This window comes from Streptomyces sp. NPDC059002 (assembly GCF_042740435.1).
Classification (GTDB): domain Bacteria; phylum Actinomycetota; class Actinomycetes; order Streptomycetales; family Streptomycetaceae; genus Streptomyces.
In genome coordinates this window covers 91,628-118,100 of sequence record NZ_JBHYJI010000005.1, presented here as the reverse complement: position 1 = coordinate 118,100, position 26,473 = coordinate 91,628, and the positions used below count along the sequence as shown (strand labels likewise).

Below are 26,473 nucleotides of genomic sequence, written 5' to 3'. Positions count from 1 at the left end.
ATCCCCCACATCCAACCGAGCCCGTGGGAGCAACTCCGTGCCTGCCTATGTCTCCAGACCTCTGACCGTCTTCGGTGACCACAAAGTCACCACCGGTGAGATAGCCGACGACATCCGTGCTCACCACCCCGATCACCCGCGTCTCGGCGCGATACTGCGGGTGGTGGGCAACTGCGGCGTCACCACGCGGCACTTCACCCGCCCCGTCGACTCTCCGACGGTGGCGGGCTCCGCGGGCATCGAGGAGCGTGCCACCGGCGCCTTCGAGGATGCGCTCTCCATGGCCGAGCGCGCCGCGACCGGGGCACTCGACGCCGCGGGGCTGGCGGGCGAGGACATCGACGCGATCGTCACGGCGCACTGCACGGGGTGGGCGGTACCGAACCTCGACGTCAGACTCATGGACCGGCTCAACCTGCGGCCCACCGCACGACATATCGCCCTCACCACGCTGGCCTGCGCCGGTGGTGTCCAGGCGTTGATCCGCGCCGCCGACCTCGTGGCCGCGCGGCCGGGCAGCAAGGTGCTCGTGGTGGCCGCCGAGGTCATCTCCAGTGTCTACAGCCACCGTGACACCAGCATCGAATCCATGATCTACAAGGCGTTGTTCGGTGACTCCGCCGCCGCCACGGTCGTCACCAGCACTCCCCTGGAGCCGGGGATCGCGATCGAGGACACCTTCGAGTACGTGCTGCCGAACAGCCTCGATCGCTACCACGGACGCATCTCCGCGGACGGTTTCCACTTCGACTCCACCAAGAAGGCCCTCAACGCCGCCGACGACGTGCTGCCGGCCGTCGTGGACTGGTTCGGGCCACGGCGCAGCGACTTCGCGGTCATCCACCCCGGCAGCCCGCGCATCATCAAGGACACGGCGACCGCCCTCGGCCTCGACGACCACGCCGCCCGCCACTCCACCGCCACCCTCTCCGACGAGGGGAACCTCGGCGGCGTCAGCGTCTTCCGCGTCCTCGAACGCACACATGGCGAACCGCCGGAGAACGAGGCGCTGGGTGCGGCGGTGGCCTACGGCCCCGGTTTCACGACGGCCGCCCTGCGGTGCCGCTGGCACGCGTAGGCTGCGCCTGCTCGAAGGCCCAGCGCGCCGCGCCCGCGAGCAGTCCGATGGTGTTGGGCACCGTCACCCCGCCGCCGCCGAGGTGACGGTATTCGACAGCGGTCAGGATCACGATGCGCTCGGCGAGCCCGAGTTGGGGATGGAAGCCCCCCGCCAGGATCTCCGAGGCCACCGCATAGGCGTCCACCCCCCGGGCGTACCCCTCGTGGATCAGCCCCTCCAGCTCCCGGAGATACCCGACATACGCCCGCACCTCCGCCGGCCCCACGACGGGACCGTGGCCCGGGACGACGACCTCGGGGCGCAGGGCGAGGAGGCGCTCGCAGGCGGCGATCACTCCGGACAGAGGTCCCTGCCAGTGCACCGGGTGGTCGTCGATGAACAGGACGTCCCCCGCGAGGACGACGCCCTGTTCCGGGAGATGGACCAGGAGATCGCCCGCGGTGTGCGCCGGGCCCGCCTCGATGAGGCGGACCTCGGTCGAGCCGACCCGCAGAGTGTGCTCCCCACTGAACGTCGTGGTCGGCGGGACCACGTCGAGACCCGTGTAGTCGTAGTCTCCGAAGTGCTTGCGCGCGTACCACCCGAGGGGCTCGTCGCAGGCGCTGTCGCGGACGAGCGATTGGGTCTGCTGCGGTGTGGGCTCACTGCACAGCCGCTCGAGGTTCATGTCGGTGCTGATGATCTCGGCGCCGGTGAAGTACGCGTTCCCAAAGGTGTGGTCTCCATTGGGATGGGTGTTGACGACACGGGTGATGGCGGTCCCCGGCGCCATCACGTCACCCGCCGCCTCCGCGAGCGCCGCCGTCAGAGCGGTGGTGTAGGGGGTGTCGACGAGCAGCGCCTCGTCCTCGGACGTGATGAGGGCGCAGTTGGCGAGCCCCCACAGTCCGGCGCCCTCCGGCAGCCACACGTGGAGGCCTTCCGCGGTCTTGGTCAGTTCAGTGGGTATACGCATAGCGGCATTGTGATCACTGGCCGCCGGTCACACTCTGTGAACATCACCACATGGCTTGCCGAACCACCGCGCGGTGTGCCTCAGTTCGCGGTCCGCCCGGTCGCCTCGTCGGCGTCGTAGATCACCGTGATGCAGCGGCCCTGCGGCGTGCTGTACGGCATCGCCGCCAGCATGGTCACGTCGCCCGGCCCGTGCTCCGGGTGCAGCAACCGCCGCCGGGCGCCGTCCGGATGGAGCGCCCCTTGGGACAGGCCCCGGAGGATCGGTCCTGTCCTCTCGTCCGCGAGGACCGCCCGTCGTATGCGGGACAGCGTCGCATGTTCGGGATGGCGGGCGACCGCCCCCTCCATCTGCGCGATGACGCTCGGCGCCCAGACCTTGTCCCAGTCGATCAGCGTCTGCCGCGCCTCGTCGGTCAGGAGCATCCACTCCAGGGTGTTCTTCGGCGCTTTGCCGCCCTGGAACATGCGCTGGAACGGCTCGTTGTACATCCAGACGTTCCACGCGAAGTCCGTCACATAGGTGATCTCCCGCTGCCCGTCGAGGAGACGCTGCCATCCCTCGGGATTGCTCAGCCCGATCTGCGGATGCAGCGGGTGCGGCGGCTGGCCGCCCCGCGCGAACGCCCACATGACCGTGAACTCCTCCTCGCTGAGGAGCAGGATCTGTCCGACGGCGTACAGGAATTCGTCCCTGAACGTGCGCGCGCCCCGTTCGAACCGGCCGTAGTCACCGCGCGCGCAGTACAGCAGCCGGTCCAAGTCCTCCTGCGACAGGCCCTGCACGGGTCTGCCGGGCCGCCGTGACGGACGGGGCTCGAGCCCCGCCTCCGGATGTCTGCGGCGGACCATGTCCCGGTCCATCTGCGCGCGTCGTGTCTTCAGCATCTGTCGCAGTGCTCGGGGTTGCACCGCACCTCCCCCGCGGACGGCTGCTGCGACCGGGGCCAGGCGAGGGCGTCGCCGCACGGGCGACCGGAATTACGTGCCAGAACCTTCCCCTAGATCACGGCGGGACCATCCACCATGATCGAGGCCGCAACCACACTCTGTGTGCCGGTGAGCCTACCTTCCGGCACTGATTCGTGTGTCCATGCCATTCAACCGCCCATCGACAGCGCGGCGTTCGGGCCTTCCTGCGGAACAGGGGACTGCAGGAGGGCACCGGAACCGGCCGCGAGGAAGAAGACACATGAGTCGATCCATCCTGGTGACCGGCGGGAACCGGGGCATCGGCCGGGCCATAGCCGACCGGTTCGCCGCGGACGGGGACCGTGTCGCCGTCACCTACCGTTCCGGTGACGCGCCGACCGACCACTTCGGGGTGCGCTGCGACATCACGAGGAGCGAGGACGTCGATGCCGCCTTCGCCCTGGTCGAGGAGAAGCACGGCCCCGTCGAAGTCCTCATCGCCAACGCGGGAATCACCCGGGACCAGCTCCTGATGCGGCTCTCCGAGGAGGACTTCGCGGCCGTCCTGGACACGAACCTCACCGGCGCCTTCCGGGTCACCAAGCGCGCATCGCGCGCGATGCTGCGCGCCCGCAACGGCCGCGTCATCTTCATCTCCTCCGCCGTCGCCCTGCGCGGCGAGGCGGGCCAGGCCAACTACGCGGCGTCCAAGGCGGGCCTGATCGGCTTCGCCCGCTCCATGACGCACGAACTGGCCAGCAGGAACATCACGTTCAACGTGGTCTCCCCCGGCCTGACCGACACCGAGATGGCGCAGCAACTCACCCCCGGGCAGCGGCGGTCCATGGTCGACCAGATCCCCGCCCGCCGGATGGCCGCGCCCCACGAGATTGCGGCGGCGGTGCACTTCCTGGCCTCCGAGGACGCGGCCTACATCAACGGCGCCGTGCTTCCCGTCACGGGCGGGGCGGGTCTGGGCCACTGAACGGACGCGTCGGCCGTGGGCGAGGGAAACGAGAACGGGAAGGAGGAACGACATGACGTACGGGAGTGCCGCGGTGACGCGTGCCGTCGCCACGGACCGGCACGTCGCGGGGCGTTCGGCGCTCCGCGAATCCGCGTGGGACGTGCGCAAGGGCACCGGCACCACGACGGGGTCCCAGAAGGGCCGGGGGCGCCCGTAATCCAGTTGCTGTCCCGTTGTCCGAGCTGTTGAAGTGACCGCATGGATCATGAGAAGGCACGGGTCGCGTACGACCGGCAGCTGCGGCGCGACGCGCACAGCGACAGCCCGACCGCACGGATCGAGCGGCTCGGTGGCGTGGTGCGCCAGGTCGGCTCGGAACACGACTGGAACGGTGTCCTGTGGGCGGACGTCGACGCGGCGACCGCCGATGCCGTGATCGCGGACCAGGTGCGTGACTACACCGCCGCGGGGCGGGAGTTCGAGTGGAAGCTGCACTCCCACGACCGCCCCGCCGACCTCGCCGACCGGCTGCTCGCCGCGGGCTTCCGGGCCGACCCGACGGAGACCGTGATGGTCGCCGAGGCCGCCGCCCTGCCCGCGGGGCCGGAACTGGCCGAGGGCCTTCGCCTGCTGCCGGTCACGGACGCGGAAGGGGTGCGGCTCATGTCCGAGGCGCATCTCGCGGCGTTCGGCGAGGGTGACGCGGCCCTCGCCGAGCAGATCGGCAGGCGGGTGCTCGCCCAGCTGGCGGAGGCGCCCGACGACATCGTCGCGGTCGTCGCCATGGCCGGTGACCGGCCGGTGTGCGGCGCCCGCATCGAGTTCTGCCCCGGGACCGAGTTCGCCGGTCTCTGGGGCGGCGGCACCGCCCCCGAGTGGCGCGGCAAGGGCATCTACCGCGCCCTGGTCGCCTACCGCGCCCGCATCGCCGTCGAGCGCGGCTACCGCTATCTGCAGGTCGACGCCTCGGACGACAGCCGCCCCATCCTGGACCGGCTCGGCTTCACCACGCTGTGCACGACCACGCCGTACGTGTACCAGCCCTGACCGCCGCCCCTGCGGGGGCCGCTCAGCCGAGGAGCTCGGCGATGGCCTCCGCCGTGTCGGTCTCGCCGAGCCTCGGGAAGATCTTCTCCACGCTGTTGCGGTGGGCGTCGGCGTCGATGTCGGTCACGGCGTCGACGGCCACGGTGACGTGATAGCCGTGCTCGTGCGCCGCACGGGCCGTCGACTCCACGCCGAGGCTCGTCGCGATCCCGGCGACCACGACCTGGCTGACGCCCCTGCGGCGCAGCTGCAGATCGAGGTCGGTGCCGTAGAAGGCGCCCCACTGCTGCTTGGTGACGACGATGTCGCTGTCCGCACGGCCGAGTTCGGGCACGAGCTCCGCCCAGTCGGCGGGCAACTCCCCGCTGCGCGCGGGCCCTTCCGTACGTCCGGGAGCGCCCCCGGTGACCCGCACGAGGACCACGGGCAGACCGCGCGCACGGAAGGCGTCCGCGAGCCGGGCGGCCCGCTCGACGACCTCGTGCGCCGGGTGGACCGTGGGCAGCCCGGTGATGCCCTTCTGGAGGTCGACGAGGACGAGGGCGGTGGTGGGGTCAAGGACGGTGGCAGCCATGGAAGTCGTCTTTCTCGTAATTCCTGCGCGACTTGTGCTTCTTGCGCTTCTGCTGTTGCTTCTTGCGCTTCTTGTACGGGTTCACTTCCGCACCAGCCGCTCCAACAGCACGACGGCATCGGCCAGTTGGCGGCGCTCCGCCGGGTCGAACTCCGCAGCGAGCGCCGCCGAGAGCCAGTCGTGCTTGGCGGCCCGCAGCTCGGCGAGCGTGCGACGCCCCTGATCGGTCACGGAGACGACGGACTGCCGCCCGTCGTCGGGGTCGGGCGCGCGCTCGACGAGCCCCATGTCCACGAGGGCGCCCACGGTCATCCGCATCGACTGGGGCCGCACGAGCTCCGCGCGGGCGAGACCCGCGGTGGTGGCGGGGCCCTCGCCGTCGAGCCGGGCGAGCACGGAACGCTGCGAGGGGCTGAGTCCGGTCACCGGCGCCGCGCCGCGCAGGCGCCGCACGAGCCGCCGTACGACACCCGTCAGATCGGCGGCGACCTGCTCGGGGGTGGGGTCACCAGAGAGTGCGCTCATGTTCTTCACCGTACGAGATCGACAGGTAAACTTGCAAACTTGCCTGTCGATATCCGCGCTTCCACGCGGGCAAAACGATCCGAGCCAGAACAGAAAGCCGCCCCTGCCGCAAAAGCGACAGAGGCGGATGTTTCACGTGCAACACGCGCGCTAGCGGATCGGCATCCCCGACAGCGTGCGCGCGATCACGAGGCGCTGGATCTCGCTCGTGCCCTCGAAAATCGTGTAGATCGCGGCGTCGCGGTGCATGCGCTCGACCGGGTACTCGCGGGTGAAGCCGTTGCCGCCGAGGATCTGCACGGCCTGCGCCGTGACCTTCTTGGCGACCTCGCTCGCGTACAGCTTCGACATGGAGCCCTCGGCCGACTCGAACTTCTTGCCGGTGGTCGCCATCCACGACGCACGCCACACCAGGAGACGCGCCGCGTCGATCTGCGTACGCATGTCGGCGAGCTGGAAGGCGATGCCCTGATTGTCGATGATCGGGCGACCGAACTGTGTACGCGTCTTGGCGTACTCCAGGGCCTCCTCGTACGCCGCGCGGGCGGTGCCCACGGCCATCGCGCCGACGGCCGGGCGGGACGCCTCGAAGGTGGCCATCGCGGCGTTCTTCACGCGCTCGCCGCCGGACTTGGCGCGCTCGCGGGCGCGGGCGAGGCGCTCGTCGAGCTTGTCCTTGCCGCCGAGCAGACAGTGGCCCGGCACCCGCACGTCCTCCAGGACGACCTCGGCGGTGTGCGAGGCGCGGATGCCGTGCTTCTTGAACTTCTGGCCCTGCGCGAGGCCGGGCGTGCCCGGCGGCACGATGAACGAGGCGTGCCCCTTGGAGCCGAGCTCCGGGTCGACCACCGCGACGACGACGTGGACGTTGGCTATGCCGCCGTTGGTCGCCCAGGTCTTGGTGCCGTTGAGGACCCACTCGTCCTTGGCCTCGTCGTAGACGGCGCGGGTGCGCATCGCCGCCACGTCGGAGCCCGCGTCCGGCTCGGAGGAGCAGAAGGCGGCGACCTTGACGTCGTTCACGTCGCCGTACATCTGCGGGATCCAGGTGCCGATCTGCTCCTCGGTGCCGTTGGCGAGAACGCCCACGGCGGCCAGGCCGGTGCCCATGATCGACAGGCCGATGCCCGCGTCGCCCCAGAAGATCTCCTCGGTCGCCATCGGGATGCCGAGCCCGGAGGGGTCGAAGAACTGCTGGGCGTAGAAGTCCAGGGAGTAGATCCCGAGCTTGGCCGCTTCCTGGATGATCGGCCAAGGGGTCTCTTCGCGCTCGTCCCACTCGGCGGCCGCGGGGCGGATCACATCGGCGGCGAAACCGTGGAGCCAGTCCCGGACCTCCTTCTGTTCGTCGTTGAGCTCCATGGTGAACTCGGCCATGACCCCTCCAGGACCAGCGATCAACTGCGGCGTTACTTGCGGTAACAGAAGTCTGTTACTGGCCAGTAGTCCATGTCAACTCCCGGCAGCCCGTTCGATGGGCACAGGTCGCCGGGTGTTACGTTGCGCGTGCGTCACCGAATCAGCACGGGCGGGGAGAAGCCATGGAGACCACGCAGCGGACCGATCAGCAGCGGTCCGCCGAGCACCGGCGACGGGAGTTGCTCGAAGCCGCGGACCGGGTGGTGCTCCGCGACGGACCCGGCGCCTCGATGAACGCCATCGCCGCGGAGGCGGGCATCACCAAGCCGATCCTCTACCGCCACTTCGGCGACAAGGGCGGACTCTACGCCGCGCTCGCCAAGCGGCACACGGACGCGCTCCTGGAGGCCCTGCGCGCCGCGCTGGACGCCCCCGCGGAGCGCAGGGAGCGGGTCGAGGCGACGCTCGACACCTACCTCGCGGCGATCGAGGCCCGTCCGCAGGTCTACCGGTTCCTGATGCATCCGTCGGAGGCCCCGACCCCCGGCGAGCAGGGCTTCGACGTCGGCCTGCACTCCGCTCCCCTGCTCCGCCGCCTCGGCGAGGAGCTCGCCGAGGTCATCGAGGAGCGCGTCGACCTCGGCCCGCAGAGCGCGGAGCTCGCCCGGGTCTGGGGGCACGGCATCGTCGGCATGATGCACGCGGCGGGCGACTGGTGGCTCGGCGAACGGCCGTGCCCGCGCGTGCAGTTGGTCAGCAGCCTCGCGGATCTGCTGTGGGGGCGCCTCGCCGCCGCGGGCAACCGCGTCGGCGGCCCGGGCTTCTGAGCCGCCCCCGACGTCCGGGTGCCGGTCCTCAGACGTTCCAGGACGCCTTGGCGGCGGCCCGCAGCACCCTGCGGCGCCGCCAGCCGGTGACGCGGTCGGTGTAGACGCCGCCCTCCAGGTGGTCGCACTCGTGCTGGAGACAGCGCGCGAACCAGCCCGTCCCGTGGATCTGCACGGGCTCCCCGCGCAGATCCACGCCCTCGACCACGGCGTGGTCGAAGCGCGGGGTACCCGCTTCGAGGCCCGGCAGCGAGAGACAGCCCTCGGGGCCGCGCACCGTCACGCCGTCCGCCTCGACCAGGCGCGGGTTCACCACGTGCCCGAGATGCCGGACGTCCTCGTCGTCCGGGCAGTCGTACACGAACACCCGCTGCGCGACGCCGATCTGGTTCGCGGCCAGGCCCACTCCCTGGGCGGCGTACATCGTCGCGAACATGTCCTCGACGAGCCGCGCCAGTCCGGGGCCGAATTCGGTGACCTCCTCACAGGGGGCGTGCAGCACGGGGTCACCGAGCAGGGTCAGAGGTCGTACGCGCCCCGAGGCGCCCGGGATCGAGCCGTGTCGCATGGCGGCAAGGGTACGGTCCTTGAACAGCCCCGGTGTCGGGGTGGTGCCGCAATTCGGGCTTGTCAGTGGATCTCGATAGGCTGAGCCAAGAGCTGAGCCAAAAAAACGATGCCGGGGGCAGGCGCGGCGCCGTACGCAAGGAGGATCTCGACAGATGTCAGGCAACACGGACCCGCTGTCGCCGCGGGCCAAGCTGGCCGTGACGGCGGGCAAGGCGGCCGCGGCGGTGTCACGCGCGGCGGGCCGCGGCAGCGGATCGGTGATCGGCGGCAAGGTCGCGCTCAAGCTCGACCCCGAGCTGCTCGGGCGGCTCGCCACGCACCTGGACGTCGTCCTCGTGTCGGCCACCAACGGCAAGACGACCACCACGCGACTGATCGCCGAGGCGCTGCGGGCCAGCGGCCCGGTCGTCTCGAACGCGCTCGGTGCGAACATGCCCGCCGGAATCACCTCGGCGCTCGCCGGCGGCTCCGACGCCAAGTACGGCGTGATCGAGGTCGACGAGAAGTACCTCGCGGGCGTCGCCCGTGACGTCGACCCGAAGGCGATCGCGCTGCTCAACCTCTCCCGCGACCAGCTGGACCGCGCCGCGGAGACCCGCATGCTCGCCGAGAAGTGGCGCGAGGGCCTTGCCGGGTCCAAGGCCGTCGTCATCGCCAACGCCGACGACCCGCTGGTCGTCTGGGCGGCCTCCTCCTCGCCGAACGTGGTGTGGGTGGCCGCGGGCCAGGAGTGGAAGGACGACGCCTGGTCGTGCCCGTCCTGCGGCGGCGTCATGCAGCGCCCCGGGGACGACTGGTTCTGCGGCGAGTGCGGCTTCCGCCGCCCCGCGCCCAGCTGGGTGCTCTCCGGCGACCACGTCCTCGACCCGCACGGCTCCGCGTGGCCGATCCACCTGCAGCTGCCGGGCCGGGCGAACAAGGCCAACGCCACCTCGTCGGCGGCCGTCGCCGCCGTCTTCGGGGTGCCGCCGCAGGTCGCCCTGGAGCGCATGTACCAGGTGCAGGCCGTCGCGGGACGCTATGACGTCGTGCAGTTCCAGGGCCGCGACCTGCGTCTGCTGCTCGCGAAGAACCCCGCGGGCTGGCTCGAGACGTTCTCGCTGATCGACCCGCCGCCGACCCCGGTGATCCTGTCGGTGAACGCCCGCGGCGCGGACGGCACGGACACCTCCTGGCTGTGGGACGTCGACTACACCCGCCTCGCGGGCCACCCGATCTTCGTCCTCGGCGACCGCAAGCTGGACCTCGCCGTGCGCCTCGAGGTCGCGGGTCTGGACTTCCGGGTCTGCGAGTCCGTCGACGAGGCGGTGCAGCTCGCCCCGCCGGGACGCATCGAGACCATCGCGAACTACACCGCGTTCCAGGACCTGCGCCGCCGCGTCGGCAACTGACCCCGGGTAAGGACAATGAGCATGAGCGACAACAGCCTGCGTCTGGTCTGGGTCTACCCCGACCTCCTGAGCACGTACGGGGACCAGGGCAATGCCCTGGTCGTGGAGCGCCGCGCCCGCCAGCGCGGCCTCCAGGTCGAGCGCTACGACGTACGCAGCGACCAGCCGGTGCCCACCTCCGGCGACATCTATCTGATCGGTGGCGGCGAGGACCGGCCGCAGCGCCTCGCGGCCGAGCGGCTGCGCCGCGACGGCGGCCTGCAGCGCGCCGTGGGCAACGGCGCGATCGTCTTCTCGGTCTGCGCCGGCTACCAGATCATCGGCAACGAGTTCATCAACGACCTCGGCCAGCGCGAGCCGGGCCTCGGCCTGCTCGATGTGGTGTCCACGCGCGGCGAGGGCGAGCGGTGCGTCGGCGACGTCCTCGGCGACATCGACCCGCAGCTCGGCCTGCCGCCGCTGACCGGCTTCGAGAACCACCAGGGCGTCACGCACGTCGGCCCGAACGCCCGCCCCCTCGCCCAGGTCAGGCTCGGCCGGGGCAACGGCACGGGCGACGGCACCGAAGGCGCCTACAACGGCACGGTGTTCGGCACGTACATGCACGGCCCCGTCCTCGCCCGCAACCCCCTCATCGCGGACCTGCTCCTGAAGCTGGCCCTCGATGTGAACGCGCTGCCGCCGACGGACGACCGGTGGTACGAGGCGCTGCGCAACGAGCGCATCAACGCCGCACAGCAGCCCGCCTGACCCATGTGCGGGCCCGGCTCAGGGCCCGCACGAAGGCGGTTCACCAAGCCCGCTTGACGCCCCTGCCGCACATGTGAGCGGGGGCGTCCAGCAGGCGGACGCCCGGTAGGGCCCGGCCCCCTCACGCCTATAGGGTGGCGGGGATTCCAGCCGGACGACGTGGTCCGGACCTCGGCCCACGTTGCAAAGGTATTCCGGGCTATGCGCATTGGTGTCCTGACCTCCGGAGGCGACTGCCCCGGACTGAACGCCGTCATCCGCTCCGTCGTGCACCGCGCGGTGGTGGACCACGGCGACGAGGTCATCGGCTTCCACGACGGCTGGAAGGGCCTCCTCGAGTGCGACTACCGCAAGCTCGACCTGGACGCGGTGGGCGGCATCCTCGCCCGCGGCGGAACGATTCTCGGCTCGTCGCGCGTCCAGCCCGCGCATCTGCGTGACGGCGTCGAGCGCGCCAAGGGGCACCTCGTCGACCTCGGCCTCGACGCGGTCATCCCGATCGGCGGCGAGGGCACGCTGAAGGCCGCGCGGCTCCTCTCCGACGGGGGCCTGCCCATCGTCGGCGTACCGAAGACCATCGACAACGACATCGCGGTCACCGACGTCACCTTCGGCTTCGACACGGCCGTCGGCGTCGCGACCGAGGCACTCGATCGGCTCAAGACCACCGCCGAGTCGCATCAGCGCGTCCTCATCGTCGAGGTCATGGGGCGGCACACGGGCTGGATCGCCCTGCACTCCGGCATGGCCGCGGGTGCGCACGCGATCGTCGTGCCGGAGCGCCCCTTCGACATCGAGGAGCTGGCGCAGAAGGTCGGCGAACGCTTCTCCGCGGGCAAGAAGTTCGCGATCGTCGTGGCCGCCGAGGGCGCCAAGCCCCGTGCGGGGTCGATGGAGTTCGACGAGGGCGGCAAGGACGTCTACGGCCACGAGCGGTTCGCCGGCATCGCCCGGCAGCTCTCCCTCGAACTGGAGCAGCGCCTCGGCAAGGAGGCGCGTCCGGTGATCCTCGGGCACGTCCAGCGCGGCGGCACCCCCACCGCGTACGACCGTGTGCTCGCGACCCGTTTCGGCTGGCACGCCGTGGAGGCCGTGCACCGCGGCGAGTTCGGCAAGATGACGGCGCTGCGCGGCACGGACATCACGATGGTGCCGCTCGCGGAGGCCGTCGAGACGCTGAAGACCGTGCCGGACGAGCGGTACGCCGAAGCGGAGTGCGTGCTCTAACTCCGCCCGCACGTCGGCCGGGTCGTCCCGCACACCGGCCAAGTCATCACCTGTTGAACTATCCGCCCCCGGTCGCACCAGCGGCCGGGGGCAGTTCTAGTCTGGTGCCTGAACACGTCGCACAATTCGCACGAATCAGGAGCCACTGGATGGATCACAGCGGGCACGGCATGAACATGGATCTGCCGCCGTTCACGCTGGGGCGAGGCCTTGAACTCTCGGCCGACCCCTTCTTCCTCATCGGCTGCCTGGTGGCCCTCGCCCTGTACGGGTGGGGCGTCGCACGGCTTGTGCGGCGCGGTGACAAATGGCCGGTGGGCCGCACGGTCTCCTTCGTGATCGGCATCCTCACCGTCCTCTTGGTGATGTGCACCAAGCTGAACGACTACGGCATGGTCATGTTCAGCGTGCACATGGTGCAGCACATGATCATCAGCATGCTGTCGCCGATCCTGCTGCTGCTCGGCGCGCCGATCACGCTGGCGCTGCGGGCGCTGCCGGTGGCGGGGCGCGGCCGCAAGGGCCCGCGCGAGTGGCTGCTCTGGCTGCTGCAGAGCCGCTACGTCAAGATCATCACGCACCCCGCGTTCACGATCCCGCTGTTCATCGCGAGCCTGTACGCGCTCTACTTCACGCCGCTCTTCGACACCCTGATGGAGTCCAAGGCGGGCCACATCGGGATGATGGTGCACTTCCTCGCCGTCGGCCTCGTCTTCTTCTGGCCGATCATGGGCGTCGACCCGGGGCCGCACCGGCCCGGGCACATCTTCCGGATGCTGGAGCTGTTCGCGGGCATGCCGTTCCACGCGTTCTTCGGCATCGCGCTGATGATGGCGACCCAGCCGATGATCGGCACCTATATGCACCCGCCCGCCTCGCTGGGCATCGATCCGCTCTCCGACCAGGAGGCGGCGGGCGGCATCGCCTGGGCCTTCAGTGAGATCCCGTCCGTGGTGGTCCTGGTGGCGCTGCTCTTCCAGTGGCGCAAGTCCGAGGACCGCGAGGCCCGGCGCAAGGACCGCGCCGCGGACCGCGACGGAGACCAGGAGCTGGAGGCGTACAACGCCTATCTGGCCTCACTGGCGTCACGCGGACGCTAGCGGCAACCGGGCGGTACGGGAGACGATGGTCCCCGGACCGCAGCCGCCGCGCCCCGGCGCACCAGGCTGCCGGGAGGAGGCTCAGCGATGCCCGATTCCACGAAGACGATGGGTGCGTTCACCATCGGAGGCCTCGTCATGGTGACGGCCTATACGGCGGCGCTCGGAAGCAACGGCTGGCTCTGGTTCGGCTGGGTCGTGCTCGGCCTGATCACGCTCGCGATGGTGCTGTCCCGCAGCACCACATGAGACCCCACGGGGCCGGAGCGTGATCAGGGCGGCCGGAGCCGTCAGAACCGGAAGACGTACCCGGTGTCGGCGTCCATGGTGCAGGCGTTCGGATACGTCTTGTGCCAGCCGATCATCCGGCCCCGGAAGGTGCCCGTCGCGCTCACGGTCACGGGGTCGAACTCCTTGGTGCACGCGTGCGGATCGTCGGGCAGCGCGTCGAGATCGCCCCCGGCCTCGGCGATCGCCGCACAGGCAAGCTCCGCCTGCGGGTGATGGCCCGTGGGCTCGGGCGTACAGCGCAGCAGTACGCCGCGGATCCAGGTGTTCTCCGAACCCGAGACGGTCAGGAACAGCCCGCGCTGCGGGGCGGGGATCCCGTCCGCCGCATGGGCGGGGGCGGCCGCGCCGAGCGTGATCAGGGCGGCGGCAGCGACGGTGAGCGGGCGCATGCGAATCCTCCGGGGGCGGTGACGTTCGGTGGCGTCGTGGACGCCGGGGACAGCCCAGCGCACCCTCCCCCCGATCACGACGCCGGACTGCCGCGCCGGTGGGTCCCCCGCCCGGCCGCGCGCAAGGACCCGAACGGGCTCTCGCGTACGCGCCTTCGATTGGCTACTCTGCGTCGGCACCGGGACCAGGGGGAAGGCAGCCGCCATGTTCTATCTACTGCTCAAGTACGTGATCCTCGGCCCGCTCCTCCGGCTGATGTTCCGGCCCAGGATCGAAGGTCTGGAGCATGTTCCGGAGAACGGCGCGGCGATCGTCGCGGGCAACCACCTGTCCTTCTCCGACCACTTCCTGATGCCCGCCATCATCAAGCGCCGCATCACCTTCCTCGCGAAGGCCGAGTACTTCACCGGCCCCGGCATCAAGGGCCGTCTGACGGCCGCGTTCTTCCACAGCATCGGGCAGATCCCCGTGGACCGCTCCGGCAAGGAAGCGGGCCAGGCGGCGATCCGTGAGGGGCTCGGCGTGCTGCGCAAGGGCGAGCTGCTCGGCATCTATCCCGAGGGCACCCGCTCGCACGACGGCCGGCTCTACAAGGGCAAGGTCGGCGTCGCAGCGATGGCGCTCAAGGCCCAGGTGCCGGTGGTCCCCTGCGCGATGATCGGCACGTTCGAGGCACAGCCGCCCGGCCAGAAGGTGCCCAACTTCCGCCGTGTCACGATCCGCTTCGGCGAGCCGCTCGACTTCTCGCGCTACGTCGGCATGGACAACGAGAAGGCGGTCCTGCGGGCCGTCACCGACGAGATCATGTACGCGATCCTCGGGCTCTCCGGTCAGGAGTACGTCGACAAGTACGCGGCCGTCGTGAAGGCGGAGGAGGCCGAGCGCGCGGCGGCGGGCGCCAAGGAGCCCCGCAAGTTCCCGCGGATGCCGCTGAGCTGAGCCGCCCAGCCCCGCCCCACCGCCCCGCCCCGTCCCGCCTCTGCCGAGAGCAGATCGCCCTTCGGTGGCGCGGCGCCCCGGCGTACGGTCCGGTCATGAAGAAAGCAGTGGTGATCGGTGCGACGGGACAGACCGGGCGCGTGACCGTGCGGGCCCTCGCCGAGGACGGCTGGTCGGTGACGGCGGCGTCGCGGAGTGGCGGGCGCGACGAGCGATGGTCCGGTGACGTACGAGAGGTCGCGCTCGACCGGGAGGACGACGCGGAGTTCGCCCGGGTGCTCGGCGACGGCGTGGACCTCGTGGTCGACATGGTGGCGTTCACCGCGGCGCACGCCCGGCAGTACGCCTCGCTCGCCGATCGCATCGGGTCGGCCGTGGTGCTCTCCAGCGGTGCCGTCTACGCGGACGCGCAGGGACGCAGCTTCGACACCCAGGACGATCCCGACGGCTTCCCCCGGTACCCGGTGCCGATCCCGGAGAGCCAGCCCACGGTGGCGCCGGGCGACGCGACGTACGGCACCCGGAAGATCGATCTGGAGCGGGGACTTCTCGCGCTGGGCGACCGGCTGCCGGTGACGCTGCTGCGGGCCGGGGCGATCCACGGGCCGCACTGCCGCGGGCCCCGTGAGCTGTACTTCGTGCGGCGCAACCTCGACGGCAGGCGCACCCGGGTGCTCGCCCACGGCGGGCGCAGCCGCTTCCACCCGGTGGGCGTGCGCACGCTGGCCGAGCTCGTGCGGCTCGCCGCGGCCAGGCCCGGCTCCCGGGTGCTCAACGCGGGCGATCCCGAGGCGCCGACGGTGGCCGGGATCGGGGCCGCCGTGGACGCGGTGATGGGGGTCGAGACGGAGACGGTGCTGGTGGAGGGCGAGCCGCCGGAGCCCGGTGTCGGCGTCACGCCGTGGTCCACCGCACACCCCGTGGTGTACGACATGGGGGCCGCGGAGCGGGAGTTGGGGTACCGGCCCGTGACGACGTACGCCGAATCCCTTGAGGAGACGGTCCGTTGGCTCGTCGATCACCTCCGCGAGCGCGACTGGCGCGAGGCGTTCCCGAAGATGGCCGCGAACTATGATTTCTTCAACTACTCGGCGGAAGACGCCTGGTTGGCGCGGCGGGAGAACTAAGTGAGCGAGCAGCACGCCCAGTACACGAAGCTGGTGGGCCTCCTTGATGAGCGGGGCGCGACGTACCGCGTCATCGAGCACGAGGCAGAGGGCGCCACGGAGGCGGTGAGCGCGCTCCGCGGCAACACCCTGGAGCAGGCCGCCAAGTGCATCGTGGTGATGGTGAAGATCGGCAAGAAGACGAAGCGGTACATCCTCGCCGTGGTGCCGGGTGACCGGCGCGTCGACCTCAACGCACTCAAGGCGCTGCTCGGGGGTTCGTACGCGGGGTTCGCGACGCAGGAGGTGGCGGAGCGGCTCTCGGGCAGCGTGAGCGGCACCATTCTGCCGTTCTCCTTCGACCCCGAGCTCGAACTCGTGGTGGATCCGGCGCTGTTGGCGCACGAGGAGATCTTCTTCAACGCCGCGCGCCTTGACCGTTCGCTGGCGCTGCGGACGGCGGACTACCGGGAGATCGCCCGGCCTCGGACCGAGGCGATCTCCCAGTAGGAACCCGTCAGATGGGAACCCGTCAGAAGCGGGACACTACGGCTTGGGCGTGGCGTGCGGCGCGCACGTCACGTCCTCGGCGTCCGTCTTCCCTTCGAGCAGGTAGCTGTCGACCCGGTCGTTGACGCACGGGTTGGTCAGGCCGGTGACCCCGTGGGAGCCCGCGTCCTTCTCCGTGATCAGGCGGGAGCCCTTGAAGCGCTTGTGCAGCTCGACGGCGCCGTCGTACGGGGTGGCCGCGTCACGCTGCGACTGCACGATGAGGACGGCCGGCAGGCTCTTGCCCGTCTTGACGTCCAGCGGGGTCTGCTGCTTGGTCGGCCAGGTGGCGCACGGCAGGTTCATCCAGGCGTTCGCCCAGGTCATGAACGGATTGTCCTTGTGGAGGCGGGTGTTGTCCCGGTCCCACTTGCGCCAGCTGGTCGGCCACTTGGCGTCGGCGCACTCCACCGCGGTGTACACGGCGTTGCCGTTCTCGTCGGCGATGTTGCCCGCGGTGTCCGACATGTCGGGGCCCGCCTCGTCCACGAGCGCCTTGGTGTCACCGGCGAGGTACTTGCTCCAGGTCTCCGCGACCGGCACCCACGACGAGTCGTAGTAGGGCGCGTTCTGGAAGAAGGAGGTCAGCTCGGCGGGGCCGACGACACCGCCGATCGGGTTCTTCTTGGCGGTGGCGCGCAGCTTCTCCCACTGCTGCTGCACCTTGGCCTGGGTGTCACCGATGTGGAAGGCAGCGTCGTTCTTGGCGACCCACGCGGTCCAGTCGTTCCAGCGGCCCTCGAAGGCGACGTCCTGGTCGAGGTTGGCCTGGTACCAGATCTTCTCGCGGGAGGGGTTGACCACGCTGTCGATGATCATGCGGCGGACGTGGCTCGGGAAGAGCGTGCCGTAGACGGCGCCCAGGTACGTTCCGTAGGACACGCCCAGGTAGTTGAGCTTCTTCTCACCGAGGGCGGCGCGGACCACGTCGAGGTCGCGGGCGGTGTTCGGCGTGGTCATGTGCGGCAGCATCCAGCCGCTGCGCTCGGCACAGCCGTCCGCGTACTCGGCGGCGAGCTTGCGCTGCGCGCGCTTGTCGGCCTCGGAGTCCGGCACCGGGTCGGCCTTGGGCGCCTTCACGTACTCCTGCGGGTCGACACACGAGATCGGCGTGGAGTGACCGACGCCGCGCGGGTCGAAGCCCACGAAATCGTACGCCTTGGACGTCTTGGTCCACAGCGGGTTCTTCTTGGTCACCCGCGTCGGGAAACGCATGCCCGAACCGCCGGGGCCACCCGGGTTGTAGACCAGCGCGCCCTGCCGCTCCTCCTTCGTACCCGTGTTGCCGATGCGGTCGACGGCGATCTTGATCTTCTTGCCGTTGGGCTTCGCGTAGTCGAGCGGCACGGTGACCCAGCCGCACTGAATCGGCTTCTCCAGGCCCCAGTCGGCGGGGCAGTCCCGCCAGTCGATGCCTGCCTTGGCGGCACGCTGCGCGGCCAGCGCGACTCCGCGCGCCTCCCGGTCCTTCCCGGAGCGGGCACCCGCATCGGCACTCGCCGAGGGCGCCGCCATGGCACCCGCTATCAGCGTCGCCGTGACCACCGCACCCGCGGAGCCGAGCACCGCGGTCCGTCTGTTTCCTGGGGTCCGTCGCAAGTGGGGCCTCCCGCACATCGATTCGAGCAGATTCGATCAGTACGAGGGATCCTGGCGGCACGAGGTTCCTCGCGACAGATGCGGCAGGTCTTCTTTACCAATCCGATAAACGGATTGGGCTGACCCGGTGAGCGGTCGGCTCATGTCAGAGGACCAGCGGCTTCATTGCCGGCTGCCGCCCCGCCGCTCCATGCCTCCGTCACCACCGCGTGCCACCCGCTGCCCGTCACCACCCCATCTTCTGCTCCACGACCTCGACAAGATGCACCACCGCCAGACGGCTAAGGTGATCGGCGATGGTGCCACACACTCTCGGGAGGGGCGCAAGTGCGGGCAGCTGAACCCCTGCCGATACGAGTGCCGGTCGGGCACGGGTCCGAACGCTGGGCGAGCCGGACAACTCGACGTCGGGTTCTGCTCGTGGTTCACAACGCCACCTCCGCGGGTCGCCTGCTCGACGTGCTGCCGTTGTTTCACGGCGACTTCCGTGTTCAGCTGCTCGTCGCGTCGACCGGGTCATCCGCCTTTCAGGACGGGATCGGTGAACTTCTCGCCGGTCTGGGCCTCCCCGTGCTCCCCTGGGAACAAGCTCTCTCAACACCCGTGGATCTCGCGATTTCCGCAAGCTTCGGTGGGCAACTCCCCCTCCTCCAGGGCAAATTGTCCGTTATTTCACATGGGGCTGGATATACTAAGACGCTGGCCAAGCCGGGAGCCGGGAGCCGGGAGCCGGGAGCCGGGAGCCGGGAGCCGGGAGCCGGGAGCCGCGAGCCGACGTTCGGACTGTCGCCGGAGTGGCTTCTGGAGGACGGCACACCGTACCTGGACGGCCTCGTACTGTCGCACCCGGAGCAACTGGAACGATTGCGTCGCGTCTGCCCGGAAGCGGTGGACGTCTCCGTGCTCGCCGGCGATCCATGCTTCGACCGGATGCTCGCCGCGCGCCCGTACCGCGACCGCTTCCGGCGCGCACTGGGCGTGCGGCGGGGCCAGCGCCTCGTCGTACTGAACTCCACGTGGAATCCGGAGGGCTTCTTCGGCAGCGGCGGCGGTCAGGACATCCTGCCGGGTCTTCTGCCGCGGCTCACCGCCGAGCTGCCCGCCGACGACTATCGACTGGCCGTCGTACTGCACCCGAACATTTGGTACGGACACGGTCCGGGGCAGGTGCGCGCCTGGCTCGACCAGGCCCTCCGCAGCGGACTGACTCTGATCGACCCCGCTCACGCGTGGCGGCAGGCTCTGCTGGCCGCCGACGCCGTGCTCGGTGACTTCGGTGCCGCCTCCTACTACGCGTCCGCCCTGGGAGTCCCTGTGCTGTTGGCGGCCGCCGGGCAGGACAGACTGGACCCGGATACGCCACTCGCGGCCTTCGTGCGGGACGCACCGCGGCTCGATCCGCACGGCCCGTTGCGGGCGCAGGTGGAGAAGCTCCTGGCCGGGCACCGGCCTGCTGCCGATCCCGGCCAGTTCGTCACCTCGGCTCCAGGCGCATCGGCAGCGCTCCTGCGGCGCCATTTCTACCACTTGATGGACCTTCCCGAGCCCGCCGCCCCCGCCCTCCTCGACCCCTTGCCCTTGCCTCCGTACGAGCCACCGCGACGCACGGCCCCGTTGCGCGTACTGACGCGCGTGTGGGGCACGGACATCACGATCGAGCGGTCCACCGAGCATCCCTACGACGCGGACGGTGACGTGCACCTCTCCGTGCACGAGGACACCCGGGACCGGGGCAGCCTCGAACTGGCCGACGTGATCGTGCGCGACGGGCCCGCGGACGACCCGCGCCTGGGTGGGCCCCAGGCGTGGACGGCCGAGATACTGGACCGCCACGTGCACTGCTCGGTCGCTGCGTACGTGAGCGGCCCGGACAGCTGCGTCGCACGCAGCCGGGGACAAGGGCTGTTGCGGCTGTCCGCAGGCCCGGGCGCAGACGTCGACCCGGCGGCGTACGCCTCGTCGCTGTACGCATGGCTGGCCGCCGACGGCACGGTGCCGTCCGGCGGCGTCACGCTCCGGGTGCATGCCGCCGACGGCGTGCACCCGGTGGTCGTGGAACTCACTGGCGGGCACCCTCGCAGCGCAGCCGAAGCCCGGCGAGATACCGCAGGTGCGGAGCCGCCGCCGGAGTGAGGAGCTGCTCGGCCTCGGCGATCGTGGTCAGCGCCGCGGCGTCCTCGCCCGCGTCGTGGAGTGTCTCGGCCAGGTCCGTGAGGGCACGTGCCCGGTTGTAGTGCTCCCCCTGCTCCTTGAAGAATTCCGCCGCGGCCTCCAGGCATTGCCGCGACTCCGTCAACCGCCCCATGCCTCGCAGCGCACGCCCCTGGTGACGCTCGGCCAGTGCGAGAGCGCGCGGCACGTCCCGCTCCCCCTCCTGGCCGGGAGCGATCCGCCGGTAGACGCGCTCGGCCTCGACGAACCGCTCATGGGCCGGCCCGTACCTCCATTGACGCAGGCTCAAGAGGCCCAGCAACTCGACGGACGACGCCTCGCCCCGTTCGTGGCCCGCCGCGCGCTCGCCCTCGGCAGCGGCGTGCGCTTCCTGCTCGGCTTCCTCCCACTGCTCCAATTCGCCCAGGCAATGGGCGAGTTGGAAGTGGAGCGCCGCCGCCGTACGCGAATTCGGCTGATGCTCGTCGGCGCACCGGGTCGCGACGCGCAGTGCGGGCAGCACCTCGTCCCAGTATCCGGCCTTCAGCTGAAGGGGCCACAGGGCTCGGGCAAGACGCAGCGCGACCGTGACGTGCTGGTACTCCTCGGCCACGGACACCGCCCGGACCAGATTGCCCACCTCTGCCGCAAGCACGGCCACGCCTCGCGCCTCGCCGCCGTACGCCTCCCCCCGCTGCGGGGCCGGCTCCGTGCGCCAACTCTGCGGCAGGGCGGCATGAGCCGCGTGCAGGGCACGATTCAGCAGGTCGTCGAGCACGCGCTCTATAGCGGCCGAACATTCGGGGATACCGTGCTCCGGACCGGCGGTGTCGGCCAGATAGCGCCGCACCTCGGTGCGGAAGCGGTAGCGGTCATCGGCGTCAGCGTCCAGGAGGTGGACGTCTGCCGCCTCGGTGAGCATCCGAGCGGCCTCGTCGTACGCGACATCAGCGGCTGCGGCGGCGAGGTGGGCGTCAATGGAAGGCCAGCCGCCCAATGCCGTCAGTCGAACGAGCCGTGCCGTCTCCGGTCGGAGCCTCTCGCAGGCGCTCCGGGCGGCGTCGCGCACCGGGTGGTGGGGTGCTCCTTCGGGCCTCGGCCCCATGGTGGTCTCCTCCGTCAGCAGGCGCGTCGCCTCGGCCTTGAGCGCGAAGGCGTTGCCCGCGCAATGCTCGAGCAGTCGCGGCATCCGTGCCTTGGCACGCGCGACCGTCTCCTGCCCGGCGACCTTGCTCACCATTTGCTTCGCGTACCGGTCGCTCAGAGGAGGAACGGGTACACGTTCGGCCTCCAACGCGAACGGTCGGCCGGACACGACCACCAGCAGGAAGACGTCGGGCGTGGCCGGGACCAGGCCCCGGACCTGGGCGACCGACGACGCGTGGTCGACCACCACCAGGGCCCTGCGGCCCGCGGTGAGTTGACGGTAGAGCTCTTCACGCCCTGAGGTGGTGGGCGGCATCCGCTCCGGTGCGACGCCCATCTGCCGCAGCAGACGCAGCAGAACAGTGCCGGGACCCGGCCCGTGCCCCGCCGAGGTGTCTCGCAGGTCGACGTAGAAGCGCCCGTCGTGGAATCGGGCGTAGAGAGCGGCGGCCAAGTGCAGGGCCACCGCGGTGGTACCGATTCCGGGCGGCCCGTGCAGCAGTGCGACGCGCGGCCGCCCGTCGGCAGGCCGGGTCGCTTCCCGCTTCAGCTGTTTCACGGCCCTCTGACGGTTGGTGAAGTCCCGTGGCGCGGGCGGCAGTCCACCGGCCGCGGGTAAGGCCGTCGTCTGCTCCGGGAGGTTTCGGACGAGCAGTGCCCACTCACCCGCCCGCTGGGGGTCATCGCCAAGTCGTATGTGCATCTGGCCCGCCAGCGCCCGCCACTCCTCCGGGCCGGTCGGCAACGGCGTCTCCCGTCCCATGGTCCTCCTCACCAACGCCCCGGTCGACTGGAGCAGTTGCTTCCCCATCTCTCCCGCAGCACCGTTCCCCGCGGCGGTGAGAAACGCAGTCAGCGCGCTCAGCGCCACCATCTCCAGCACGTCGGCCCCCTCCCCTGTCACCGATCCGATCTTGCCGGACTGTATCGCCGCAACCACAGCGCGTGGAAATGTACGAGACCTCGCCAACTCTGCCAGCCAGGCGCCGGCATGCGGGTGAGACCTCCGGGCTGCTGGCTCGGAGGGACCGGGTGCTGTCGGTCTCCGTGGTGACGATCGCTCCGGACGGCGAGCAGACCGGGGAGTTCTCCACTCTGCTCAACCCGGGGCCAGTGGCGTCCGGTCTGGCGCCTGCGAGCCGTCGGCCAGGGCTACGACCACGGACTCGCCGACCTCGCGCGCGGCTACGGCGTCGACGTCAACGACTGAGTCGGCGACGTGACCGTCCGTCGGCGCTTCAACAAGCCCTGCCCACAGGGACCTTGAGCACCGCCAGGAAGAGCCGCGTGATGGGCCCCGCGCCGGCGAGGCGTGGGAGCTTCGGTGCGCTGGAGGAGGCTTCGGGCGTCAACCGGCCGGTCGCCTGTCCAACGCGTGCGCCAGGAGCTGCAGCAGATCGCCGGTGGCGTCTGCGGCGAAGAGTGCCGCAAGGGATGACGGACCGAGCCCGGAGCCCTGAAGCGACAAGTTCAGTGCTGCGGGCTCAGTCCCGTCACGGTCAGCCGGAACAGCCGGTTCGCCTCGGCGGTGGGGTCGGGGTAGTGCTCCGTGGCGAGGGCGATGCCGACGACCAGGGTGATCAGGTCGGTGACGGTGATGTCTGTCGCCAACGCGCCGTCCCGTGCGGCGCGTTGCAGGAGCGGGGCTGCCGCCTCTTCCAGGGCCGCCGAGCAGCTGTTCTCGTGGACCGGGCCGTCGTAGGCCAGTGCGGCCGCCAGCCCTCGGGCGGAGACGGAGTAGGCGACGACGTCATCGAGCCATTCCAGGAGGGCTTTTCGGCTGTCGCCCTTGTCGGTCAGCTCGTGGGCGCGGGCGCACAGGGCCTCGATCCGGTGCTGGGAGACCGCTTCCAACAGGGCGCGGCGCGTGGGGAAGTGTCGGCGCACCGTTGCCGAGCCGACCCCCGCGGTGCGGGCGATCTGTTCGAGGGAGGCGTCGGCGCCTTGGGCGGCGACCTCCTCCTCGGCCACGGCGAGGATGCGCGTGTAGTTGCGTCGGGCGTCCGCGCGCCGGTGCTCGGGCATGCCATCACCTCCGGTCGTTGATAAATGGCGGGGCCCGCCGTATCGTACCGGAGCATAAACGGCGGACCCCGCCGTTTCATCGGCGAGCAACCCGAGGTGGCTCCATGCCCACAAACTCCGCACCCGTCCTCGTCACCGGCGCCACCGGCAGGCAGGGCGGGGCCACCGCCCGCACGCTGCTCGCGGCGGGCGTGCCCGTCCGCGCCCTGGTGCGCGACCCAACTGCCGGACGGGCCAAGGCCGTCGAGGCGTGGGGGGCCGAACTGGTCACCGGCGACCTGCACGACCGCGCTTCCGTGGTCCGGGCCGCCGAGGGCGCCCGCGCCGTCTTCTCCGTACAGATGCCCGGCATGACCGCGGAAGGCTTCGACTTCGAAGGCGAGGTGGTCCAGGGCGTCAACCTCATCGAGGGCGCGCGGGCCGCCGGAGTGCCGCAGTTCGTGCACACCTCCGCCAGCGGCGCCGGGCAGCACACCGGAACTCCCGGCTGGACCGGAGACCGTTGGGCTTTGCTGGAACCCGCCTTGCACGCCAAGACGGCGATCCAGGACCGGGTCCGCGCGGCCGGTTTCGCCCACTGGACGCTGCTCAAGCCGGGCTTCTTCATGGAGAACTTCCTCCCGTCCATGAAGTTCCTGTTCCCGCGCGGCACGGAGGGCGGCCTGGTGAGCGTCCTCAACCCCGAGACCCGGCTGTCCTTGGTCGCGGTGGACGACATCGGCAGTGCGGCCGCCGCGGCCATCACCGCGCCCGAGCGCTTCGACGGGGTCGAACTGGAGCTGGCGAGCGACTACTTGTCCATGACGGAGATCGCCGAGGTCCTCTCCCGCGCCCTGGACATGCCGCTGTCCGCACCGGAGATGACCGAGGGGGAAGCCGTCGCCGCCGGAATGCCCGCGATGGGCGCCGGCCACGCGTGGCTGAACGTGGCCGGTCAGCCGGGCCGCCCGCAGTACGCGAGGGACCTCGGCATCCCCCTCACCAGCTTCGAGGAATGGGCACGGGAGCACATGCGGCCCGCCGCCTGAGCGTCGAGCAGGACAAGGCAGGGCAAGGAAGGACGAGGCAGGGCAGGGCAAGGGGGCGGCAATGCGCCCGTGTGTCCCCCGACGGCGCGTCAGCCGCGCGCCGTGGAGCGGGCGCGCCGGTGGGCCGCGACCCTTTCGCGGGTGGCGCATCGGCGCGAGCAGTAGCGGCGTTCCGGCCCGCTGCCTTGGGTGATGAAGACGTTCTGGCAGCTGGGTGACGCGCAGATCCTGCCGGGTGGGCCCTGGCGGTCCCAGACGAGGACCGTCAGGGCCATGCAGGAGGAGGCGAGGAGCCACTCGTCCCAGGGGGCGTCGTCGTCGCGGTCGAGGTGGGGATGCCAGGGGCTGCTGCCTTTGTGCGACGTCAGGCGGACGGGCCCGGTGTGTTCCCGCAGGAGGCGGTTGAGCGCGTGGGCGGCGGCGTCCGCGTGCTCGGCGGCGAACACTTCTCGCAGCAGGGCGGCGGCCGCGCGCATCCGGGCGACGTCTCGTCCCGTGAGGTCGATGGGGTCGTTCTCACCGTAGGCGCGGAGCACTTCGGCGACGTCGGCCGGGTCGGGGTGGTCGGCGGCGAGAGCGTTGATCAGGGCGGCGGTCCGCCGAGCCGTCGTCAGCACGGAGTGCCGGGTGGACCAGTCGTCGTGGGTGGATGACACCCGTGGAATGTAACGTATATTGCGGAGTTTTGAGTTACCTCCGTAACGTCTTGCTGATGACTAGCCGTTACTCACTCCGCTTCTATCTGGTCGGAGCAGTGGCAGCTCGCGCCGGGGACGAGATGTCTGGTCCGGCGTTGATGCTGGCAGGGTTCGCCCTGGCCGGATCGGCCACCGACGCGTCGGCGCTGCTCGCGGGCATCACGGTCTCCTCCGCGGTGGGAGGGCCGGTGCTCGGGGTGCTTCTCGACAGGGCAAGGCGACCGGGCCGTCTGCTGGCCGTGTCCCTCGTCCTGTATGCGGCGGGGCTCGGGACGGTGCTGGCGGGGCTCGGCCGGTTGCCGTTCACCCTCACCGTTCTGATCGCCGTATTGACGGGGCTCCTCGGCCCGGCCCTGTCCGGCGGGTGGACGGCCCAACTCCCGCGTGCGGTGGCGGCCGATCAGCTGCCCCGGGCGAACGCGCTCGACGCCATGACGTTCAGCCTCGCCGGTCTGGCCGGTCCGGCGCTGGCGGGCGGCACGGCGGAGGCGCTGGGAGCCCCGGCGGCCGTGGGGGTTTCCGTGGCGCTCATCGCCGCGGCACTGCCGTCCGCATGGCTGCTGCCCGCCCGTTCGGACCGGACGCGGAACGCGCGGACGACCTCGGTGATCGACGACCTCGCCGCCGGACTGCGCGTCATCGTCACAGGACCGCCCTTGGCCCGGGCGACCCTCACCTCGGTCCTCTCCTGTGCCGCTCAGGGCATGCTGACGGCCTGCATCGCGCTCCTGGGCGAACGGGTCCTGGGCGGGGCCGGCCGCGGCGCGGTGCTCCTGTCCTGCGCGGCGGTCTCCGCCCTGGTGGCCAACGCCCTGCTTGCGCGGTTTCCGCGTTCGGTCGCCCCCGACACCGTCATCTGGGCCAGTGCCCTTGTTCAGGCTGCCGCGTTGGCGTTGGCCGCGACGGGGCAACCTGCCGTGCTCATCGCGGCCGTACTCATCATGGGGATCGGTGAAGGGCCCCAGCTGACCGCCTTGTTCGCGGTGCGTCATCGGGAGGCCCCGCAACGGCTGCGCGGCCAGATCTTCACCACCGGCGCCAGCTTGAAGATCACCGGATTCGCCCTGGGGGCGGCGGTCGCCGGCCCGCTCGCGGCCTGGTCCCTGCCGGGCGCGCTGATGCTTGCGGCGAGCGTGGCGGTCCTCGCGGCAGCGGCCTTCTTCGCGATCCCGTCAGCAGCCGTCGACGAAACCGAGGACCGCGCGTGCCGAGTCGATCAGGACCGGCCTTGAGCGGGGGGGCCCGAGTCGTTCCACGACCGGGCAGA

Annotated in this window: 27 protein-coding genes; 16 read left to right on the top strand and 11 right to left on the bottom strand. The window is 70.8% G+C overall.

Annotated elements, in window-relative coordinates; all coding sequences use genetic code 11:
• The first annotated feature begins 37 nt into the window (after window positions 1–37).
• Complete coding sequence (locus ACFWZ2_RS07210; protein ID WP_384543090.1) at window positions 38–1,078, top strand: PhlD; 1,041 nt, start codon at window positions 38–40, stop codon at window positions 1,076–1,078.
• On the opposite strand, the gene ACFWZ2_RS07205 is transcribed toward ACFWZ2_RS07210, so the two are convergent.
• Window positions 1,041–2,036, bottom strand: a complete 996-nt coding sequence (locus tag ACFWZ2_RS07205) for an MBL fold metallo-hydrolase (protein ID WP_384543087.1) — start codon at window positions 2,034–2,036, stop codon at window positions 1,041–1,043. The genes ACFWZ2_RS07210 and ACFWZ2_RS07205 overlap by 38 nt on opposite strands.
• An 80-nt stretch (window positions 2,037–2,116) precedes the next feature.
• The gene (locus tag ACFWZ2_RS07200) at window positions 2,117–2,923 is read right to left on the bottom strand and encodes a helix-turn-helix domain-containing protein (RefSeq protein ID WP_384543084.1); all 807 of its coding nucleotides are present in this window, start codon (window positions 2,921–2,923) and stop codon (window positions 2,117–2,119) included.
• Window positions 2,924–3,227: 304 nt separating this feature from the next.
• Between ACFWZ2_RS07200 and fabG the strand changes: the two genes are divergently transcribed.
• Genes fabG through ACFWZ2_RS07185 form a run of 3 tightly spaced genes read left to right on the top strand, consistent with a single transcriptional unit; the run spans window position 3,228 to window position 4,961 of the window.
• Window positions 3,228–3,932: a 3-oxoacyl-ACP reductase FabG gene (gene fabG / locus ACFWZ2_RS07195; protein WP_384543082.1), complete on the top strand. Its 705-nt coding sequence runs from the start codon at window positions 3,228–3,230 to the stop codon at window positions 3,930–3,932.
• A 52-nt stretch (window positions 3,933–3,984) separates the two neighbouring features.
• Window positions 3,985–4,131 carry a hypothetical protein gene (locus tag ACFWZ2_RS07190; RefSeq protein WP_384543079.1) on the top strand — a complete coding sequence of 49 codons (147 nt, stop codon included), beginning with the start codon at window positions 3,985–3,987 and terminating at the stop codon, window positions 4,129–4,131.
• Window positions 4,132–4,172: 41 nt separating this feature from the next.
• Window positions 4,173–4,961 (top strand): GNAT family N-acetyltransferase, encoded by a 789-nt coding sequence (locus ACFWZ2_RS07185; protein ID WP_384543076.1) that lies wholly within the window; start codon window positions 4,173–4,175, stop codon window positions 4,959–4,961.
• Between the two features lie 22 nt (window positions 4,962–4,983).
• Here ACFWZ2_RS07185 and ACFWZ2_RS07180 read toward each other — a convergent pair whose 3' ends face one another.
• The 3 genes from ACFWZ2_RS07180 to ACFWZ2_RS07170 all read right to left on the bottom strand — a co-directional run bounded on the left by ACFWZ2_RS07180 (window position 4,984) and on the right by ACFWZ2_RS07170 (window position 7,437).
• Window positions 4,984–5,535, bottom strand: coding sequence for an isochorismatase family protein (locus tag ACFWZ2_RS07180; RefSeq protein ID WP_384543074.1), 552 nt, complete (start codon window positions 5,533–5,535; stop codon window positions 4,984–4,986).
• An 81-nt stretch (window positions 5,536–5,616) separates the two neighbouring features.
• Window positions 5,617–6,060, bottom strand: coding sequence for a MarR family winged helix-turn-helix transcriptional regulator (locus ACFWZ2_RS07175; RefSeq protein ID WP_384543072.1), 444 nt, complete (start codon window positions 6,058–6,060; stop codon window positions 5,617–5,619).
• 150 nt (window positions 6,061–6,210) lie between these two features.
• A complete protein-coding gene (locus ACFWZ2_RS07170; protein WP_384543069.1) occupies window positions 6,211–7,437 on the bottom strand; it encodes an acyl-CoA dehydrogenase family protein in 1,227 nt (408 codons plus the stop codon).
• A 164-nt stretch (window positions 7,438–7,601) separates the two neighbouring features.
• On the opposite strand from ACFWZ2_RS07170, the gene ACFWZ2_RS07165 reads away from it, so the two are divergent.
• A complete protein-coding gene (locus tag ACFWZ2_RS07165; RefSeq protein ID WP_384543067.1) occupies window positions 7,602–8,246 on the top strand; it encodes a TetR family transcriptional regulator in 645 nt (214 codons plus the stop codon).
• A 28-nt stretch (window positions 8,247–8,274) separates the two neighbouring features.
• On the opposite strand, the gene def is transcribed toward ACFWZ2_RS07165, so the two are convergent.
• Window positions 8,275–8,814, bottom strand: a complete 540-nt coding sequence (gene def / locus ACFWZ2_RS07160; RefSeq protein WP_384543065.1) for a peptide deformylase — start codon at window positions 8,812–8,814, stop codon at window positions 8,275–8,277.
• Between the two features lie 154 nt (window positions 8,815–8,968).
• Here def and ACFWZ2_RS07155 point away from each other — a divergent pair, with 154 nt between their 5' ends.
• The 5 genes from ACFWZ2_RS07155 to ACFWZ2_RS07135 all read left to right on the top strand — a co-directional run bounded on the left by ACFWZ2_RS07155 (window position 8,969) and on the right by ACFWZ2_RS07135 (window position 13,533).
• Entirely contained in the window at window positions 8,969–10,207 is a 1,239-nt protein-coding gene (locus ACFWZ2_RS07155; RefSeq protein WP_384543062.1) for a MurT ligase domain-containing protein, read from the top strand.
• A 21-nt stretch (window positions 10,208–10,228) separates the two neighbouring features.
• Complete coding sequence (locus tag ACFWZ2_RS07150; protein ID WP_384543060.1) at window positions 10,229–10,957, top strand: type 1 glutamine amidotransferase; 729 nt, start codon at window positions 10,229–10,231, stop codon at window positions 10,955–10,957.
• Between the two features lie 201 nt (window positions 10,958–11,158).
• A complete protein-coding gene (locus tag ACFWZ2_RS07145) occupies window positions 11,159–12,184 on the top strand; it encodes a 6-phosphofructokinase (protein WP_384543056.1) in 1,026 nt (341 codons plus the stop codon).
• Window positions 12,185–12,333: 149 nt separating this feature from the next.
• Window positions 12,334–13,284 carry a cytochrome c oxidase assembly protein gene (locus tag ACFWZ2_RS07140; RefSeq protein ID WP_384543054.1) on the top strand — a complete coding sequence of 317 codons (951 nt, stop codon included), beginning with the start codon at window positions 12,334–12,336 and terminating at the stop codon, window positions 13,282–13,284.
• 87 nt (window positions 13,285–13,371) lie between these two features.
• Complete coding sequence (locus ACFWZ2_RS07135) at window positions 13,372–13,533, top strand: hypothetical protein (RefSeq protein ID WP_384543051.1); 162 nt, start codon at window positions 13,372–13,374, stop codon at window positions 13,531–13,533.
• Window positions 13,534–13,574: 41 nt separating this feature from the next.
• On the opposite strand, the gene ACFWZ2_RS07130 is transcribed toward ACFWZ2_RS07135, so the two are convergent.
• Window positions 13,575–13,964: an SSI family serine proteinase inhibitor gene (locus ACFWZ2_RS07130; protein ID WP_384543049.1), complete on the bottom strand. Its 390-nt coding sequence runs from the start codon at window positions 13,962–13,964 to the stop codon at window positions 13,575–13,577.
• Between the two features lie 205 nt (window positions 13,965–14,169).
• Between ACFWZ2_RS07130 and ACFWZ2_RS07125 the strand changes: the two genes are divergently transcribed.
• The 3 genes from ACFWZ2_RS07125 to ACFWZ2_RS07115 all read left to right on the top strand — a co-directional run bounded on the left by ACFWZ2_RS07125 (window position 14,170) and on the right by ACFWZ2_RS07115 (window position 16,520).
• Window positions 14,170–14,904 carry a lysophospholipid acyltransferase family protein gene (locus tag ACFWZ2_RS07125; protein ID WP_384543046.1) on the top strand — a complete coding sequence of 245 codons (735 nt, stop codon included), beginning with the start codon at window positions 14,170–14,172 and terminating at the stop codon, window positions 14,902–14,904.
• Between the two features lie 95 nt (window positions 14,905–14,999).
• Window positions 15,000–16,031: an NAD-dependent epimerase/dehydratase family protein gene (locus ACFWZ2_RS07120; protein ID WP_384543044.1), complete on the top strand. Its 1,032-nt coding sequence runs from the start codon at window positions 15,000–15,002 to the stop codon at window positions 16,029–16,031.
• The gene (locus ACFWZ2_RS07115) at window positions 16,032–16,520 is read left to right on the top strand and encodes a YbaK/EbsC family protein (protein WP_384543041.1); all 489 of its coding nucleotides are present in this window, start codon (window positions 16,032–16,034) and stop codon (window positions 16,518–16,520) included. It begins immediately after the preceding gene.
• A gap of 36 nt (window positions 16,521–16,556) precedes the next feature.
• Here the strand turns inward: ACFWZ2_RS07115 and ACFWZ2_RS07110 are convergent, their stop codons facing one another.
• Window positions 16,557–18,074: an alpha/beta hydrolase gene (locus tag ACFWZ2_RS07110; protein ID WP_384543370.1), complete on the bottom strand. Its 1,518-nt coding sequence runs from the start codon at window positions 18,072–18,074 to the stop codon at window positions 16,557–16,559.
• A gap of 504 nt (window positions 18,075–18,578) precedes the next feature.
• Between ACFWZ2_RS07110 and ACFWZ2_RS07105 the strand changes: the two genes are divergently transcribed.
• Window positions 18,579–20,291 (top strand): hypothetical protein, encoded by a 1,713-nt coding sequence (locus ACFWZ2_RS07105; RefSeq protein ID WP_384543038.1) that lies wholly within the window; start codon window positions 18,579–18,581, stop codon window positions 20,289–20,291.
• Here the strand turns inward: ACFWZ2_RS07105 and ACFWZ2_RS07100 are convergent.
• A complete protein-coding gene (locus ACFWZ2_RS07100) occupies window positions 20,218–22,014 on the bottom strand; it encodes an ATP-binding protein (RefSeq protein ID WP_384543036.1) in 1,797 nt (598 codons plus the stop codon). The two genes, ACFWZ2_RS07105 and ACFWZ2_RS07100, sit on opposite strands and share 74 nt — an antisense overlap.
• A 911-nt stretch (window positions 22,015–22,925) precedes the next feature.
• Complete coding sequence (locus ACFWZ2_RS07095) at window positions 22,926–23,480, bottom strand: TetR/AcrR family transcriptional regulator (protein WP_384543033.1); 555 nt, start codon at window positions 23,478–23,480, stop codon at window positions 22,926–22,928.
• A gap of 104 nt (window positions 23,481–23,584) precedes the next feature.
• Here ACFWZ2_RS07095 and ACFWZ2_RS07090 point away from each other — a divergent pair, with 104 nt between their 5' ends.
• A complete protein-coding gene (locus ACFWZ2_RS07090) occupies window positions 23,585–24,508 on the top strand; it encodes an NmrA family NAD(P)-binding protein (protein ID WP_384543030.1) in 924 nt (307 codons plus the stop codon).
• Window positions 24,509–24,597: 89 nt separating this feature from the next.
• On the opposite strand, the gene ACFWZ2_RS07085 is transcribed toward ACFWZ2_RS07090, so the two are convergent.
• Window positions 24,598–25,164: a CGNR zinc finger domain-containing protein gene (locus ACFWZ2_RS07085; RefSeq protein WP_384543027.1), complete on the bottom strand. Its 567-nt coding sequence runs from the start codon at window positions 25,162–25,164 to the stop codon at window positions 24,598–24,600.
• Window positions 25,165–25,220: 56 nt separating this feature from the next.
• On the opposite strand from ACFWZ2_RS07085, the gene ACFWZ2_RS07080 reads away from it, so the two are divergent.
• A complete protein-coding gene (locus tag ACFWZ2_RS07080) occupies window positions 25,221–26,438 on the top strand; it encodes an MFS transporter (RefSeq protein WP_384543024.1) in 1,218 nt (405 codons plus the stop codon).
• Window positions 26,439–26,473 lie beyond the last annotated feature (35 nt).

Coding starts and splice junctions, on each gene's coding strand:
- ACFWZ2_RS07180 (WP_384543074.1), bottom strand. CDS start 5,535: ATGGCTGCCACCGTCCTTGACCCCACCACCGCCCTCGTCCTCGTCGAC.
- ACFWZ2_RS07125 (WP_384543046.1), top strand. CDS start 14,170: ATGTTCTATCTACTGCTCAAGTACGTGATCCTCGGCCCGCTCCTCCGG.
- ACFWZ2_RS07130 (WP_384543049.1), bottom strand. CDS start 13,964: ATGCGCCCGCTCACCGTCGCTGCCGCCGCCCTGATCACGCTCGGCGCG.
- ACFWZ2_RS07205 (WP_384543087.1), bottom strand. CDS start 2,036: ATGCGTATACCCACTGAACTGACCAAGACCGCGGAAGGCCTCCACGTG.
- fabG (WP_384543082.1), top strand. CDS start 3,228: ATGAGTCGATCCATCCTGGTGACCGGCGGGAACCGGGGCATCGGCCGG.
- ACFWZ2_RS07185 (WP_384543076.1), top strand. CDS start 4,173: ATGGATCATGAGAAGGCACGGGTCGCGTACGACCGGCAGCTGCGGCGC.
- ACFWZ2_RS07170 (WP_384543069.1), bottom strand. CDS start 7,437: ATGGCCGAGTTCACCATGGAGCTCAACGACGAACAGAAGGAGGTCCGG.
- ACFWZ2_RS07090 (WP_384543030.1), top strand. CDS start 23,585: ATGCCCACAAACTCCGCACCCGTCCTCGTCACCGGCGCCACCGGCAGG.
- ACFWZ2_RS07110 (WP_384543370.1), bottom strand. CDS start 18,074: ATGGCGGCGCCCTCGGCGAGTGCCGATGCGGGTGCCCGCTCCGGGAAG.
- ACFWZ2_RS07165 (WP_384543067.1), top strand. CDS start 7,602: ATGGAGACCACGCAGCGGACCGATCAGCAGCGGTCCGCCGAGCACCGG.
- ACFWZ2_RS07095 (WP_384543033.1), bottom strand. CDS start 23,480: ATGCCCGAGCACCGGCGCGCGGACGCCCGACGCAACTACACGCGCATC.
- ACFWZ2_RS07200 (WP_384543084.1), bottom strand. CDS start 2,923: ATGCTGAAGACACGACGCGCGCAGATGGACCGGGACATGGTCCGCCGC.
- ACFWZ2_RS07080 (WP_384543024.1), top strand. CDS start 25,221: ATGACTAGCCGTTACTCACTCCGCTTCTATCTGGTCGGAGCAGTGGCA.
- ACFWZ2_RS07135 (WP_384543051.1), top strand. CDS start 13,372: ATGCCCGATTCCACGAAGACGATGGGTGCGTTCACCATCGGAGGCCTC.
- ACFWZ2_RS07145 (WP_384543056.1), top strand. CDS start 11,159: ATGCGCATTGGTGTCCTGACCTCCGGAGGCGACTGCCCCGGACTGAAC.
- ACFWZ2_RS07150 (WP_384543060.1), top strand. CDS start 10,229: ATGAGCGACAACAGCCTGCGTCTGGTCTGGGTCTACCCCGACCTCCTG.
- ACFWZ2_RS07175 (WP_384543072.1), bottom strand. CDS start 6,060: ATGAGCGCACTCTCTGGTGACCCCACCCCCGAGCAGGTCGCCGCCGAT.
- ACFWZ2_RS07120 (WP_384543044.1), top strand. CDS start 15,000: ATGAAGAAAGCAGTGGTGATCGGTGCGACGGGACAGACCGGGCGCGTG.
- ACFWZ2_RS07190 (WP_384543079.1), top strand. CDS start 3,985: ATGACGTACGGGAGTGCCGCGGTGACGCGTGCCGTCGCCACGGACCGG.
- ACFWZ2_RS07155 (WP_384543062.1), top strand. CDS start 8,969: ATGTCAGGCAACACGGACCCGCTGTCGCCGCGGGCCAAGCTGGCCGTG.
- def (WP_384543065.1), bottom strand. CDS start 8,814: ATGCGACACGGCTCGATCCCGGGCGCCTCGGGGCGCGTACGACCTCTG.
- ACFWZ2_RS07140 (WP_384543054.1), top strand. CDS start 12,334: ATGGATCACAGCGGGCACGGCATGAACATGGATCTGCCGCCGTTCACG.